The sequence below is a fragment of the Agromyces ramosus genome, from assembly GCF_030817175.1.
Lineage (GTDB): Bacteria > Actinomycetota > Actinomycetes > Actinomycetales > Microbacteriaceae > Agromyces > Agromyces ramosus_A.
Genome location: NZ_JAUSYY010000001.1, coordinates 2837972 through 2851929 on the forward strand (window position 1 = coordinate 2837972; position 13958 = coordinate 2851929).

Sequence of the window (13958 nt, forward strand, 5' to 3'; positions counted from 1 at the left end):
CTGGGTCAGCTGACGTCGCCGGCGGCGCGGGCGTACCGCTCCGAGTAGGTGCGGAGCACCTGCCGCAGCTCGGCCGGCGACTCCACCGTGAAGTCCATGCCGAGCATGCCGATGTACGCGGCGATGGTGTCGAGGCTGTCGGCGCCGGTCACCAGCACGGATGCCCCGGCGCCCGCGTCCTCGACGATCCCGACCGCGGGGTTGATGCGCGCGAGCACCGCCTCGGCGGGCGCCGCGACGCGGAGCCGTGCGTGCACGGTCCACCCGCTCGCGGCGATCGAGCGCATCGCGAACGCCGTGTAGTCGCCGCCGGGCACCGGCACTGCGGAGAAGCGGCGACGGGTCGGCATCCGCGGCTCGATCCAGTCGGCGCGGAAGGTGTCCCACACGCCCGATGCCGGGTCGCGGGCGACGAGGTACCAACGGCGCTGCCACGCGAGCAGGCGGTACGGCTCGACGAGACGCGCATCGCCTCGAAAGTCGAACCGGAACCACTCGCCGTCTTGGATCGCGCTCGCGACGGCGCGCAGTACGGCCGGGTCGACCTGGGGGTCGGGCGCATCCGTGCCCGTGTTCTCGGGTGCATGCTCGATCACGGTGCCGAGGGCCTCGACCATGGGTCGGAGGCGCGAGGGGAGCACCTGCTCGAGCTTGGCGAGGGCGCGCGTGCTCGACTCCTCGATGCCCGCGATGCCCTTGGCCGTGCGCAGTCCGATCGCGACGGCGACCGCCTCCTCGTCATCGAGGAGGAGCGGCGGCAGCTTGCCCCCCGCGCCCAGCCGGTAGCCGCCGGTGGCCCCACGGGTCGCATCGACCGGGTAGTCGAGCTCGCGGAGCCGGTCGATGTCGTTGCGCACCGTTCGCGTGGTCACACCGAGGCGTGCGGCGAGCTCGGGGCCTGTCCAGTCGGGCCGGGACTGCAGCAGGGAGAGCAGCGCGAGCAGGCGCGCGGCGGTGTCGGACATGGGCGCCCCCGAATCAAGGATGATGCGGTTCTCACGCTATCCGGGACGGTCGTTCGGATGCACGAACCATTGCGCGGATTCGGTACCCCGGGAAACGGAGCTTGTCCCCCGTTCTGGTGTCTAGGGGGATCGCATCGGGACAGGTAGCGTGTGCCGTACGGCGCAGGGGGGCTACCGGGTGTCGCCATGTTGGGGGACATGGCGTACAACTCGGGGTGTCGGTGCGATCGCGCAGGCACCATGATTGCGCCCGGGGAGAGCCGTCGAGCGCGGAGGCGAAACGCCTTCGCGTCCGGCGGCGCTCCGGTGAACGCGGGCCGCCCGGTGCGAGCGAACTTCGTTGATTAGGAACCAGACATTCCTATATGCCTCGTACTGTCGAAGACATGACGAACCTCAGCTCCGACACCAGCATCGCCATCCGCCCCTTCCGCGTCGAGATCGCCCAGGCCGAACTCGACGACCTCAGGGATCGCCTCGCGCGCACCCGGCTGCCGCAGCCCGCGCCCACCGACGACTGGGACACCGGCACCCCGAACTCCTACCTCCGCGACGCGGTCGAGCAGTGGCGTGCGTTCGACTGGCGGGCCGCCGAGGCGCGCATCAACGAGTTCCCGCACTTCGTCACCGACGTCGACGGGCAGCCGATCCACTTCATCCACGTGCACTCGCCGCACGCCGGCGCGACGCCGCTGCTGCTCGCGCACACCTACCCCGGGTCATCCGTCGACTACCTCGACCTCATCGACGAGCTCGTCGACCCGGTCGCGCACGGCGGGCGGGCGGAAGACGCCTTCCACGTCGTGATTCCGGATGCCCCGGGCTACGGCTTCTCGAACCCCGTCACCGAGGCCGGCTGGACGACCGCGCGAGTCGCCCGCGCCTACGACACCCTCATGCGGCGGCTTGGGTATGCCGAGTACGGCATCCACGGCTCCGACAACGGCGCGATGGTCGCCCGTGAGCTGGGCCTGCGGAGCCCCGACGGCTTCCTCGGCCTCCACGTGCTGCAGCTCTTCTCGTTCCCGTCGGGCGACCCGAGCGAGTTCGAGCGCCTCGAGCCCCAGGATTACGCGGGTCTCGAGCACATGAAGTGGTTCCAGTCGGTCGGCGGCTACAACACGATGAACGCGAGCCGCCCGCAGACGGTCGCGGTCGGGCTCAGCGACTCGCCCGTGGGGCTCCTCGCCTACAGCGAGCTGTTCAACTCCTTCGGCAACGGCACCTCGCTCGTGCCGCTCGAGAAGATCCTCACCGAGGTGAGCGTGAACTGGTTCGCGAATGCCGCAGCGGGCATGAGCCGCAGCTACCTCGAGAACGCCCGTGCGGAGGCCGAGCCGCAGGTCAACGGGGCACCGACCGGCGTGGCCGTGTTCAAGGACGACTTCCAGACGATCAAGGTGTTCGCCGAGCGCGACAACTCGAACATCGTGCACTGGAGCCGCTTCGAGGAGGGCGGGCACTTCGCGGCGCTCGAGGTGCCCGAGGTCGTCGTGGGCGACATCCGCGCGTTCTTCGCCACGCTGCGCGGAGCAGTGCAGGCGTAGCCGCGAGGCGCGAGCTGCGGAACGGGGGCGGATGCCACGGCGCGAGCCGGGGCATCCGCTCCCGTCATGCTCGGGGCTCAGGTGCGCGTCGAGCGGCCTGCCCGGCGGCAGCCGCGTCGAGTGCCTGCCGGGCGAGCATCGTGGAACCCGCCACCGCCGCCGGCATCGTGACGATCGCGCCGAGCGGCACGAGGAAGCACAGCTGCGTGGCGACGCCGAAGCCGAGCAGTTGCGCCCGGCGCCCGTGCAGCACGGTCCGCCGGTCGGCCTTCGACATGCCGCGCGCGTCGAAGGCGCGCGAGGTGAGCTCCCGCGCGAGCAGCCATCCCGAGAGCGCCGTCCCGAGCACCGGGGCTGCGATGGCGCCCACGATCGGCAGGAAGCCGACGAGTCCGACGCCGAGCGCCGAGACCGCGCCGAGGGCGATGAGGCCCGCCGAGTCGCCGACCGCGCTCCAGAACCCGGCGCCGCGATCGGGCACCTCGCCGCCGAGCTCGAGTTCGACGGCCTTCCAGATGCGCTCATAGAACGGGTCGCCGACGGCGAGCGTGATGGCCGTGAACGTGACGGCGGCGAGCAGCACCGCGCCCGCGAACGTCAGGGCGGCCACGGCGAGGCGCACGGAGGTCGCCCAGAACTCGTCCCACGCATCGGCGAACGGGGTGGCCCACTCGACGATCGCGGGCAGCTGCACGCCGAGCACGACGAGCCCGGTGAGGATCACCACGAACACGATCGCGGCGGGGATCAGGCCCAGCATCATCGCGCCGGGGCGGCGACCCCAGAAGCCGAAGCCGCGCATCAGCATGGCCGCGCCCGACAGGAATCGTCTCAGCATCGCACCAGCATAGGTCGGCAGCGCCGAACGGCCGTTTCGCACCCGCGAGGTTGACGCGCGCGCGGCGACGTGCTCGCATGGCGGGATGGAACACGCCTCGGCTCCCGCGTCTCCCGCGCTCATCGGCGACGACGAGCTCGACGAGCTCGAACGCGAGTTCGTCGGCCGCGTGCGGGGCCGCGTGCTCGAGATCGGCGCGGGTGAGGGCGAGAACTTCGGCGCGTTGCATCCGGATGTCTCGTGGCTCGGCCTTGAGCCCGATGCGCCGCGCCGCGCGGAGCTCGCGACCCGGGCCCGCGAGTGGGGGCATGCCGCTGCGCCGCTCGACGCGAAGGCCGAGCGGATCCCGCTCGCCGACAGCTCGGTCGACGCGGTCGTCGGAACCTACGTGCTCTGCTCGGTCGGCGACCTGTCGGCGGCGCTCGCCGAGGTGCGGAGAGTGCTCACGCCGGGCGGCCGGGTCGTGTTCGTCGACCACGTGGTCGCACCGCCGCGCACGGCGAAGCGCGTCATCCAGCGGGTTGCGACACCGTTCACCGCGCGGTTCCACCACGGATGCCACTGGGATCGCGACACCCGGCAGGCGCTCGCCGACGCGGGGTTCGTCGGCGACGACGTGCGGCAGCTGCGCGTGCGGTCGATGCCGTTCGGTCCCGTGCCCACGCTGCTCTTCGACGGCCACGCGCCGTGAGCGGGCGGCTGCCGGGCCCGTCGCAGGGTGAGGCATCCGTCGCCCTCGACTAGCCTCGAAGCATGAGCCGTACCATCTGGACCGTCATCGGCGTGATCGCCGCCGTCGTCATCGCATGGATCCTGGTCGACGTGGTGTTCAGCGTGCTCTGGTTCATCGTCAAGCTCGCGATCGTCGCGGTGGTCGCGGTCGTGGTGTTCTTCGTGCTGCGCAACGTGTTCGGCCGCTCGGGAGACCAGGGCTCGATCGAGCGGTGACGCTGCGAAGGCTCGGACGGTCGGCCTCGGCGGCTGCTTCGAGCTCGGTCACCGCGAGCAGCACGTGCGCGAATGTCGCGATGTCGACTTCTGTTGATGCTCGTCGTCGCTCGCATCGCGTCCGATTCTCACGTTGACGTTCGATTTCCCGTATGACAGTTCCCCCTCATCGATGAGGGGGAACTGTCATACGCGCCGGGAAAATTGCGGCGACGAATCGGCATTCGATCGCTGCACGGGCGCCCTGCCGGCCTGCGCCCGCCGCCGCCGGCCTGCACCGCCGCGCGGCGAGTCAGCCGAGCGAGTCGAGTGCCCCCGCCAAGTCGCGGTGCAGGTCGTCGACGTGCTCGAGTCCGACCGAGAGTCGCACGAGTCCTTCGGGGATCGTCGGCTGCTCGGCGGGCCAGCGGCGACGGCGCTCGAAGGTGGACTCGACCCCGCCGAGGCTCGTCGCGTGCACCCAGAGCGAGGTGCGCTGCACGAGTGCGTCGGCCGGTTCGGCGCCGCCGCGCAGCACGATCGACACGATCGCGCCGAAGCCGGGATATCGCACCTCCTCGAGCGCGGGGTGCCCGGTGAGGCGACGCACGAGCTCCTCGGCGTTCGCCTGCGCCCGCTCGAGGCGCACGGGCAGCGTGCGCAGCCCACGCAGCGCGAGGAACGTCTCGAGCGGTGCGGGAATCGCGCCGTAGAGCGAGCGGTGCTTCACGATCGCGTCGAGGTGGGCAGCCGACGCCGCCACGACGGCGCCCATGAGCACATCGCTGTGACCCGAGATGTACTTGGTGGCCGAGTGCACGACGAGGTCGGCGCCGAGCTCGAGCGGCCGCTGCAGCAGGGGAGTGGCGAAGGTGTTGTCGACCGCGACGAGCGCTCCGTGCTCGTGCGCCGCCCGTGCGATCGCGGGGATGTCGGCGACCTCGAGCGCCGGGTTCGTGGGTGACTCGAACCACACCATCGCGGCATCCGCGCTCGCCGACGCCACCGCCGCGGTGTCGGTGATGTCGACGAAGACGGCCTTCGCGCGACCCTTCGCCTCGAGCTCCCTCAGCGCGCCGACCGTGCCGGTGTACGAGTGCCGCGGTGCGACGATCGTGCTGCCCGGCGCGACGAGGTCGAGCACCGCCGCGATCGCGGCCATGCCGGAGGCGAAGGCCACGCAGCGCCCACCCTCGAGGGCGCCGAGCGTGTCCTCGAACGCGGTCCACGACGGGTTGCCGTAGCGGCCGTATTCGAGCTCTCCACCGGCGACGTACGTCGAGGTGAGGTGCACGGGCACGTTCATCGGCTGGTCGGACGTGTGCGGCGGCCGGCCGGCGACGATCGCGAGGGTGTCGGGGTGGAGCGTCGGCGCGTCGGCCGCGGTCGCTTCGTGCACGTTCGTACCTCCAGGGCTTCGGGGGCGGATGCCACGGCTGCGGCAGCGCGCACGGGCCAGCGTATCCGCCCGGCCGGTGGTGTGACGCTCCGCTGCGGTACCCTAGGTGAAAGCTGTATTCATATATGAAAGCGAGCCGAGATGTCCGAACTCCTCGAACGAGGCGCGTCGCGCACCACCTGGATCAGGTCCCGGATGCCCCTCCTCGCCGCGACCCGTCGCGACTTCGCAGAACGGCTCCCGTTCGCGGGCCGCCGCGTCGGCATGTCGCTGCACGTCGAACCGAAGACCGCCGTGCTCCTCGAGGTGCTCGCCGCGGGCGGCGCCGAGATCATCGCGACCGGCAACCACGGCTCGACGCAAGACGACATCGTCGCCTTTCTCCGCGACCGCGGCATGACGGTCTTCGGCCGCCGCGACGACACGCTCGCCGAGCACGAGGCGAACGTGGCATCCGTCGTCGCGGCGCGACCCGACATCATCCTCGACAACGGCGCCGACCTCGCTGCCGGCATCGTCGCCACCGGCGCGACTGACACAGTCGTCGGCGGCACCGAGGAGACGACGAGCGGCGGCATCCGGCTGCGCGGCGAACTCGCGGGGCATGTGCCGTTCCCGGTGATCGTCATCAACGACAGCCCGCTGAAGGCGATCGGCGAGAACCGGCATGGCGTCGGACAGTCCGTCGTCGAGAGCATCATGCGCATCACGAACCTGATGATCCCCGGTCGCAGGGTCGTGGTCGCGGGCTACGGCTGGTGCGGGCGCGGCATCGCGCAGTACCTCAGGGCCTTCGGCGCGCGCGTGGCCGTCGCCGAGATCGACGAGATCAAGGCGTTCGAGGCAGCGCTCGACGGTTACCGCGTCGACGAGCTCGGCAACCTCGCCGAGTGGGGCGAGCTCTTCATCACCGCGACCGGCCACCCCGGCATCATCACCGACGAGGTCATCGAGCGCATGCCGAGCGGGGCCGTGCTCGCGAACGCCGGCCACTTCCCGTGGGAGATCGACACCGAGGCGCTGTACCGTGGCGCGGCCGCAGTCACCGAGCTCGACGCGGCGATCGAGCGGGTCGACCTGCCCGACGGACGCGAGCTCATCCTGCTCGCCGGTGGGCGCATGGTGAACCTCGCGGGCCGTGAACCCAAGGGCAACTCGCTCGAGGCGATGGACCTCGGCTTCCTCCTGCAATCCCTCTCACTCGAGCGAGTCGCGACCGCCGCCGCCGCGCTCGCGCCGGGCGCGCAGCCCGTGCCCGACGACCTCGAGCGCGAGATCGCCCGCCGGTTCGTGCGGGCGCTCGGCGCGAACCGCTGACCGAGCGATCGACGGAGACATCCGCATGCCTGAACGCACCGCAGATCGCGCGAGCGACTACTCGGCCCCCGCCCTCGACAAGGCGCTCGACATCCTCGAGCTCCTCGCCGGTGAGGCGGGCGGGCTCACCCAGACCGAGATCGCCCAAGCCGTCGGCCGCAACGTGAGCCAGATCTACCGCGTGCTCGCGACGCTCGAACGGCGCGGCTACCTCACCCGCGACGGCGGCGGCCGATACGTGCTCTCGATGGCGCTGTTCGACCTCGCCCACCGGCACCCGCCGCTCCGGGGGCTCGTGCAGCTCGCCGCCGGTCCGATGCGCGAGCTCGCCGACACGATCCGGCAGTCGTGCAACCTGAGCGTCGACGACGCAGGCGCAGTGCGCATCATCGCGCAGGCGGAGTCGCCCGCCGACTTCGGGTACCAGGTGCGCGTCGGCGCGCGCTTCCCCCTCGAGAGCACGGCGACCGGCGTGGTGCTGTCGGCGGGATCGACGGATGCCCCGTCGCTCGAGCCCGACGACGACGCGCAGCTCTCCGACGGGTATCTCACTCGGCCCGACCGGCTCCAGGCCGGCATCACCGATGTCGTCGTGGCGATCACGGGCCGAAGGGGCGAGACTGTGGCTGCGCTCACCGTGCCGTACATCGGCACGTCCTACAGTGCGGTCGGCCTCGACGATGTCGTCGCTGCCGCTCGGACGACCGCGGCGGAGATCTCCGCACGCCTCGGCGGGGGAATCGGGCGCGATCCGGTGGGCCGGTACCAAGGAGGACGATGATGACCGACGAGTTCGACGTCCGAGTCGGCGATCGCACGCTGCATGCCCACGACACCGGCACGGATGCCGCAGCGCGGCTCGCACTCGTCTGGCATCACGGCTCCCCGCAGACGGGGGCGCCGCTCGAGCCGATGCTCGCCGCGGCGGCGGCGCGGGGCATCCGTCTCATCTCCTACGGCCGCCCCGGCTACGGGGGATCGACGCCGCGCCCCGGCCGCGATGTCGCGTCGTCGGCGGGTGACGTGGCGGCGATCGCGGATGCGCTCGGCCTCGAGCGGTTCGCCGTGATGGGCGCCTCGGGCGGTGGGCCGCATGCGCTCGCGTGTGCGGCGCTGCTGCCCGATCGCGTGGTCGGCGCGGTCACCCTCGCGGGCATCGCGCCGTACACCGAGGAGTTCGACTGGTTCGCGGGGATGGCTTCGCCGGGCGCGTTGCGTGCCGCCCGTGAGGGACGTGACGCGCGGGCTCGCTTCGAGGAGACCGACGAGTTCGACCCCGACCAGTTCCTGCCCGCCGACTGGGCTGCGCTCGAGGGGCCGTGGGCCTCGCTCGGCGCCGACGTCGGGCGCTCAGAGGCGTACGGCCCCGGCGGACTCATCGACGACGACGTCGCCTTCGTCTCGCCGTGGGGCTTCGAGCTCGACGCGATCACGGCGCCCGTGCTGCTCGTGCAGGGCGAGCACGACCGCGTCGTGCCGGCGAAGCACGCCTCGTGGATGCTGAGCAGGCTGCGCCGCGCGCAACTCTGGATGCGGCTCGACGACGGCCATGTTTCGGTGCTCGACGTCGTGCCCGACGCGATGGACTGGCTGGTGCAGCGGGCCTGACCACCGCCGCCCGTCGAGCGACTACGCCTCGAGGGCGTCGCGGGCCTCGTCGGCCGCGGCGCGCGCCTCCTCGGCCGAACGTGCCGCCCGGTCGCGATCGCGTGCGACCGGGCGCAGCTCTCGCTCAGCGTCGGCGAGGTCGGACTCGACCCTGCGCAGACGCTCCTCGAGCTCGTCGCGTTCGTCGGTCAGCTCCGCGATGCGACGTCGATGCTCCTCGACGCGACCGTCGAGCTCCTCGAGCGCCGCCTCGGCCGCATCGGCGCGCTCTTCCGCCTCGCGGGCGGCGCGTTCCGCTCGCTCGGCGCGTTCGCGGGCCTTGCGGGTCTCCGCTTCGCGGGCTTCCTGCGCGTCGGTGTCGGTGGGCACATCAGCGTCGACATCGGATGCCGCCTCGGCCTCCGTCGCGCCGCCGCTCTTGCGTGGCCGCGCGCCTTCGTCGACCCCACCGGTGCGGGCCCGCCGGCCACCGCCCCATCGAGGTCGACCTCGAGCCCGACCGCCTCGAGCGCACGAACCAGTCGACCCGACCGAACGGCGTCGGCGGCAGCGGCATCCGACATGCCCGCCTGCAGCGTCTCGGCGACCTCGTCGAGCACTGGGCCGCGCACCGGATTTCCAAGCTCGTCGGCCAGCTCGCCCGCATCGCGCGCCAGTGCGGCCACGAGTTGCCGTCGTTGCCTGGCCAGCCGCGAGAGCGCGGCGGCATCGAGATCGTCCTGCGCCTCGCGCAACTCGGCGCCGAGGTCGATCAGCGCCTCGAGCTGATCGGCGCGATGACGCACGAGCTGGTTGACGAGCCACGCGGCGGGCGATGGGCGACGCAGCTCCTGCACCAGCGACGCGAGCTCACGATCATCACCGCGCAGCTCGCGAGACCGCTCATTGCGCGCCGCCGTGAACTCGTCGGGCGGAAGTGCATAGAGCTCGTCTGCGACGGCGGCGAGCGCATCGGGCGGCATGGGCTCATCCTCGCCCATGAGCGGTGCGGGAGGAAGGGCCCGCGGAATCCGAGCCGGCACCTCGCGCATGTCGGGAGCCGCCCATAGACTCGCGATCGTGTCGTTCTTCCTCGTCGACAACCAGCCGGGCCAGGGGCCCGACCTGCATGAGTACCCGTACACCGAGACGTGGGTGGTGCTCGACGGCGAGGTCACGGTCACGGCAGACGGCGTCGATCACCACGCCACGGTGGGCGACATCCTCGTCGTCGGTCCCGAGACGCCGCACCGGTTCCGCGCCGGGGGCGACGGCACGCTGCGCATGATGTGCATTCACGCGACGCCCCGCATCCTGCAAGAGTTCATCGACGCGTAGCCGCTCACCACCGAGAGGAATCCATGTCGTTCCAGGCATATCTCGACAACATCGAGACGAAGACCGGCCTCACGCCGCGCCAGTTCATCGAACTCGCCGCCGAGAAGGGCTACGACGATCCGTCGGTCAAGGCCGGCGTCATCGTCGACTGGCTGAAGGCCGACTACGACCTCGGCCGCGGCCACGCGATGGCGCTCGTGCACGTCATCAAGAAGGGTCCGCAGATCGACGCCAAGCACGTCGGCACCGACGGCGTGCATCGCGACGAGACCGACACGCTCTGGCTCGACGGGGTGGCGACGAAGCCGGCGTAGGCCGGCGGTGGGTGGTCCGCTTAGACGGATGCCGCGTGCCGCAGTAACGCGTCGAGTGCGGGTCGTTGCCCGGCGACGAGAAGTCCGCGTGCCTCCGCGAGGGGCACCCAGCGCGCCTCGTCGACCTCGGGGAACGACTGGTGCCGCCCTGAGCGCGGCGGCCACTCCAGCTCGAACGTGTTGCTCACGAGCTCGTCGATCTCGAACGCCGGCGCCGCGCCGGCGAAGACGCGCACGAGCTTGCCCGACGAATAGCGGAACTCACCGAGGTCGACGTACTCGACCTCGGGCGCCGGCGCGCCGATCTCCTCGGCGAACTCTCGCCGCGCCGCCGCGAGCGGGTCCTCGCCGTCGACGTACTCGCCCTTCGGGATCGACCAGGCGGCGGCCTGCTTCCGCGCCCAGAACGGCCCGCCCATGTGCGCGATGAACACCTCTGGTGCGGCCGGTGCGGCCGCTCCGCGCCAGAGCAGCAACCCCGCGCTCGTCACGGGCACGGCCGCACCCCCGCGGTCGGAACACTCGCCCGGTACGGTGGAAGGGAACACGCGAAGGAGTTGCGCATGTCACGCATCGTAGTCATCGGCGGTCACGGCCGGGTCGCCCTCAGGCTCGAACGCCTGCTCGTCGATCGCGGCGACGAGGTCGACGCGATCATCCGCAACCCGGCGCACACGCCCGACATCGAGGCCACGGGTGCGCACGCGGTCGTCGCCGACATCGAACAGCTCGACGTCGACGAGCTCAGCGAGCTCCTCCGCGGTCATGACGCGATCGTCTGGTCGGCGGGTGCCGGCGGTGGCGACCCGCAGCGCACCATGTCCGTCGATCGCGACGCCGCGATCCGTTCGATGGAAGCCGCCGACCTCGTCGGGGTGCGCCGTTACGTGATGGTGTCGTACTTCGAGTCGCCCGATCACGTGGTGCCCGAATCCAACCCGTTCCACGCCGACGCGGAGGCGAAGGCCGCCGCCGACGAGCATCTCGCCGCCACCGGCCTCGACTGGACGATCCTCGGCCCCAGCCACCTCACCGACGGCGATGGAACGGGACGCATCGACGTCGAGGCATCCACGAGCAGCTCGGTCGATCGGGCGGATGTCGCGGCCGTCGTCGCGGCCGCGCTCGAGAGCCCCGGCACGATCGGTCGCACGATCCGCTTCAACGCGGGCGAGACCCCGATCGCCGACGCCCTGGGCTGACCCCGCCCGTCACCGCCGTCAGTACCGACGTGGACTCCGCACGAGCGACCACAGCGCGGCCAGCAGCAGGATGCCGCCCACCACGCCGAACGCCCCCAGAAGTGACCACAGCACGAACTCCGTCGTCATCGCGTACCCCCATCGTCTGTGCGTTCATTCTGCCCGCCCGAGGCCGCGAGCGACAGCCTCATCGCAGACGGATGCCGCGACAGCGAGGGCGTTCGTCAAGCGGTTGACGGGGCATCCGCTCGCCCTGCACGCTGGGAGCATCCGAGCACGGAGGCGATCATGACCGACCCACGCGAACCGATGGAACGACGCGACCCGCGAGCGGGCACGCCCGACGTCGGCGGACCCGACGCGGAGCAGCACAATGCGGCCGACGACGTGGAGACCGCCGAGAAGGATGCCGCGCAGGGCGACGACCAGGTGGGTGACGACGCGAACGACCTCGAGGCCGACAACCCGGTCGAGGAGGACACGCTCGAGACCGTCGACCCCGACAACGCTCCCGCATAGCAGGCCGGGTCAGCCGAGGTCGCGCTCCCGAGACGCCTCGAGGGCGCGGATGAGCGTCGCCGAGTCGTATGGTCCGACGTGCCGCTTCTCGCCGACGAAGAACGTCGGCGTGGAGTGCAGGTCCATGAGCTCGGTGTCGAGCACGTCGTCTTCGACTCGACGTGCAACCGCCGGCGAGCGGAGGTCTTCGGCGAAGCGGTCGACGTCGAGCCCGATGTCGCGGGCATAGCCGACCAGATCGTCGGTCTCGAGATGGTCCTGGTTCGCGAACAGCGTTCGCGCCATCTCCAGGAAGCGGCCCTGCAGTGCCGCGGCCTCGTAGGCCTGCGCCGCCTCCCTCGCGTGCGGGTGCACCTGCTCGAGCGGCAGGTGCCGCCACACCCACCGCACATCGTCGCCGAAATGCGCGATCACGGCGTCGATCGAGCCGGTGGCGCGACTGCAGAACGGGCACTCGAAGTCGCCGTACTCGACGATCGTGTACGGGGCATCCGGCCGCCCCCGAAAGTGGTCGCGATCGACGTCGACCGGTCGCAGGAGCTTCACGCCGATGGCCTGCGGCGGCTGCAGGCGATCGGCGACGGCGAAGATGCCCCAACCCAGCAGGAACGCGATGACGGATGCCGCGAGCACGCCCACACGCGCGAGATCCTGCAGCTCGGGGTCGTCGATCGCAAGGCCGACGATGAAGAGCGAGATCGTGAAGCCGATGCCGGAGAGACCCGCGCCGCCGGCGATGCGCGGCATCGCGAGCCCCGGCGCGAGGCGGCCGACGCGGAGCCTCTGCACGAGCGCGGTCGCGCCGGTGATCCCGACGAACTTGCCGACGACGAGGCCCGCGACGATGCCCCACACCAGGGGTGAGGTCACCGCGGCGCCGAGGATCGCCGGGTCGAAGCGCACCCCGGCGTTCGCGAGCGCGAACACGGGCAGCACGAAGAACGCGATATAGGGCCCCCACGCATCCTGCAGGCGGTCGTTGATCGAGAGCGAGTCCCGCAGGCTGCGGGTCGCGGCGCGCGCGGCCCCCACGTCGGGCGACTCGCGGAACGCCCGGGTGAGCGCGGCCGCACGCTCGACCTCCATGCGCCGCGGCGGGAACACCGGAATCATCAATGCCACCGCGACGCCGGCGAGCGTCGGATGCACCCCGGCGGCGCCGACCCCCAGCCAGAGGGCGAAGCCCAGCACGGCGTAGGCGACGCCGCGTCCGGCGCGGAGGAACCGCACGAGCGCGAGGAGCACGAGCAGCACGGCGACGATCGCGAGCGGGAGCACCTCGAAGCCCGAGTTGTAGAACAGGGCGATCACGATGAGCGCGCCGATGTCGTCGACGACCGCGAGGGTCAGGAGGAAGGTGCGCAGCCGTGCCGGGTACTTCGGCCCGATGATGGCGAGCGCCCCGAGGAGGAACGCCGTGTCGGTCGAGATGACGACGCCCCACGCGTGCGCCTCGGCGGTGCCCGCGTTCAGTGCGAGGAAGATGACCGCGGGCAGCACGAGCCCGGCGACCGCCGCGACGACCGGCACCACTGCCCGGGCGCGATCGGTCAGCTCGCCGATCGTGAACTCCCGCTTGACCTCGAGCCCGACCGTGAAGAAGAAGAACGCCATGAGGCCGTCGTTGACGAACTCGTGCAGGGTGAAGACGGCGTCGAATCCTCCCACCGAGAGGTCGACCTCGGTGTCCCAGAACTCGTCGTAGCTCGCACCCCAGGGCGAGTTCGCCCAGACGACGGCGATGACGGTGAAGAGCAGGAGGAGCATGGCTGCCTTGCGGTCGGCGGTGCCGCCTCGCAGGTGCACGCGCCGAGCGACGGCAGTGGAGGTGGCCGGGATGCTGCTCATGACCTCGCCGCTCCTCCCCGTTCGTGGGTTCATTCTGCATGCCGACGGCTTCCGACTTCCAGCCTTCGGCGAAGCAAGGTAAGGCAAACCTCAGAAGAAAAGCACGCCTGATCGGGGGAAAACGCCTCGCCAGCCCTGTCGGCCGGGGCGCCGCGGG

17 protein-coding genes are annotated in these 13958 nt (G+C 71.3%); 11 read left to right on the forward strand and 6 right to left on the reverse strand.

What is annotated here, in order from left to right; all coding sequences use genetic code 11:
- Positions 1-5 precede the first annotated feature (5 nt).
- Positions 6-965, reverse strand: coding sequence for a helix-turn-helix transcriptional regulator (locus QFZ26_RS13320; RefSeq protein WP_307042872.1), 960 nt, complete (start codon positions 963-965; stop codon positions 6-8).
- A gap of 386 nt (positions 966-1351) precedes the next feature.
- On the opposite strand from QFZ26_RS13320, the gene QFZ26_RS13325 reads away from it, so the two are divergent.
- Complete coding sequence (locus QFZ26_RS13325) at positions 1352-2512, forward strand: epoxide hydrolase family protein (protein WP_307042874.1); 1161 nt, start codon at positions 1352-1354, stop codon at positions 2510-2512.
- 64 nt (positions 2513-2576) lie between these two features.
- Here the strand turns inward: QFZ26_RS13325 and QFZ26_RS13330 are convergent, their stop codons facing one another.
- Entirely contained in the window at positions 2577-3350 is a 774-nt protein-coding gene (locus QFZ26_RS13330) for an EI24 domain-containing protein (protein WP_307042876.1), read from the reverse strand.
- Positions 3351-3435: 85 nt separating this feature from the next.
- Here QFZ26_RS13330 and QFZ26_RS13335 point away from each other — a divergent pair, with 85 nt between their 5' ends.
- Positions 3436-4041: a class I SAM-dependent methyltransferase gene (locus QFZ26_RS13335; protein ID WP_307042878.1), complete on the forward strand. Its 606-nt coding sequence runs from the start codon at positions 3436-3438 to the stop codon at positions 4039-4041.
- Positions 4042-4103: 62 nt separating this feature from the next.
- Positions 4104-4298 carry a hypothetical protein gene (locus tag QFZ26_RS13340; RefSeq protein WP_307042880.1) on the forward strand — a complete coding sequence of 65 codons (195 nt, stop codon included), beginning with the start codon at positions 4104-4106 and terminating at the stop codon, positions 4296-4298.
- A gap of 292 nt (positions 4299-4590) precedes the next feature.
- Here the strand turns inward: QFZ26_RS13340 and QFZ26_RS13345 are convergent, their stop codons facing one another.
- Positions 4591-5676 (reverse strand): trans-sulfuration enzyme family protein, encoded by a 1086-nt coding sequence (locus tag QFZ26_RS13345; RefSeq protein WP_307042882.1) that lies wholly within the window; start codon positions 5674-5676, stop codon positions 4591-4593.
- A gap of 141 nt (positions 5677-5817) precedes the next feature.
- On the opposite strand from QFZ26_RS13345, the gene QFZ26_RS13350 reads away from it, so the two are divergent.
- Genes QFZ26_RS13350 through QFZ26_RS13360 form a run of 3 tightly spaced genes read left to right on the forward strand, consistent with a single transcriptional unit; the run spans position 5818 to position 8601 of the window.
- Positions 5818-6993 (forward strand): adenosylhomocysteinase, encoded by a 1176-nt coding sequence (locus QFZ26_RS13350; RefSeq protein ID WP_307042884.1) that lies wholly within the window; start codon positions 5818-5820, stop codon positions 6991-6993.
- Positions 6994-7018: 25 nt separating this feature from the next.
- On the forward strand, positions 7019-7774 hold the full coding sequence (locus tag QFZ26_RS13355; protein WP_307042886.1) for an IclR family transcriptional regulator: 756 nt from the start codon (positions 7019-7021) through the stop codon (positions 7772-7774).
- Positions 7774-8601: an alpha/beta fold hydrolase gene (locus tag QFZ26_RS13360; RefSeq protein WP_307042888.1), complete on the forward strand. Its 828-nt coding sequence runs from the start codon at positions 7774-7776 to the stop codon at positions 8599-8601. Before QFZ26_RS13355 ends, QFZ26_RS13360 begins: the two co-directional genes overlap by 1 nt.
- A 21-nt stretch (positions 8602-8622) precedes the next feature.
- Here the strand turns inward: QFZ26_RS13360 and QFZ26_RS13365 are convergent, their stop codons facing one another.
- Complete coding sequence (locus QFZ26_RS13365; RefSeq protein WP_307042889.1) at positions 8623-8970, reverse strand: hypothetical protein; 348 nt, start codon at positions 8968-8970, stop codon at positions 8623-8625.
- Between the two features lie 53 nt (positions 8971-9023).
- Between QFZ26_RS13365 and QFZ26_RS13370 the strand changes: the two genes are divergently transcribed.
- Genes QFZ26_RS13370 through QFZ26_RS13380 form a run of 3 tightly spaced genes read left to right on the forward strand, consistent with a single transcriptional unit; the run spans position 9024 to position 10232 of the window.
- The gene (locus tag QFZ26_RS13370; RefSeq protein ID WP_307042891.1) at positions 9024-9650 is read left to right on the forward strand and encodes a hypothetical protein; all 627 of its coding nucleotides are present in this window, start codon (positions 9024-9026) and stop codon (positions 9648-9650) included.
- A gap of 10 nt (positions 9651-9660) precedes the next feature.
- Positions 9661-9918, forward strand: a complete 258-nt coding sequence (locus QFZ26_RS13375; protein WP_307042893.1) for a cupin domain-containing protein — start codon at positions 9661-9663, stop codon at positions 9916-9918.
- Positions 9919-9941: 23 nt separating this feature from the next.
- Positions 9942-10232 (forward strand): DUF4287 domain-containing protein, encoded by a 291-nt coding sequence (locus tag QFZ26_RS13380; RefSeq protein WP_307042895.1) that lies wholly within the window; start codon positions 9942-9944, stop codon positions 10230-10232.
- Between the two features lie 20 nt (positions 10233-10252).
- On the opposite strand, the gene QFZ26_RS13385 is transcribed toward QFZ26_RS13380, so the two are convergent.
- Complete coding sequence (locus tag QFZ26_RS13385; protein WP_307042897.1) at positions 10253-10729, reverse strand: NUDIX domain-containing protein; 477 nt, start codon at positions 10727-10729, stop codon at positions 10253-10255.
- Between the two features lie 66 nt (positions 10730-10795).
- On the opposite strand from QFZ26_RS13385, the gene QFZ26_RS13390 reads away from it, so the two are divergent.
- The gene (locus QFZ26_RS13390; protein ID WP_307042899.1) at positions 10796-11434 is read left to right on the forward strand and encodes an NAD(P)-dependent oxidoreductase; all 639 of its coding nucleotides are present in this window, start codon (positions 10796-10798) and stop codon (positions 11432-11434) included.
- 288 nt (positions 11435-11722) lie between these two features.
- A complete protein-coding gene (locus QFZ26_RS13395; protein WP_307042900.1) occupies positions 11723-11953 on the forward strand; it encodes a hypothetical protein in 231 nt (76 codons plus the stop codon).
- Between the two features lie 9 nt (positions 11954-11962).
- On the opposite strand, the gene nhaA is transcribed toward QFZ26_RS13395, so the two are convergent.
- Positions 11963-13801: a Na+/H+ antiporter NhaA gene (gene nhaA / locus QFZ26_RS13400; RefSeq protein ID WP_307042902.1), complete on the reverse strand. Its 1839-nt coding sequence runs from the start codon at positions 13799-13801 to the stop codon at positions 11963-11965.
- Positions 13802-13958 lie beyond the last annotated feature (157 nt).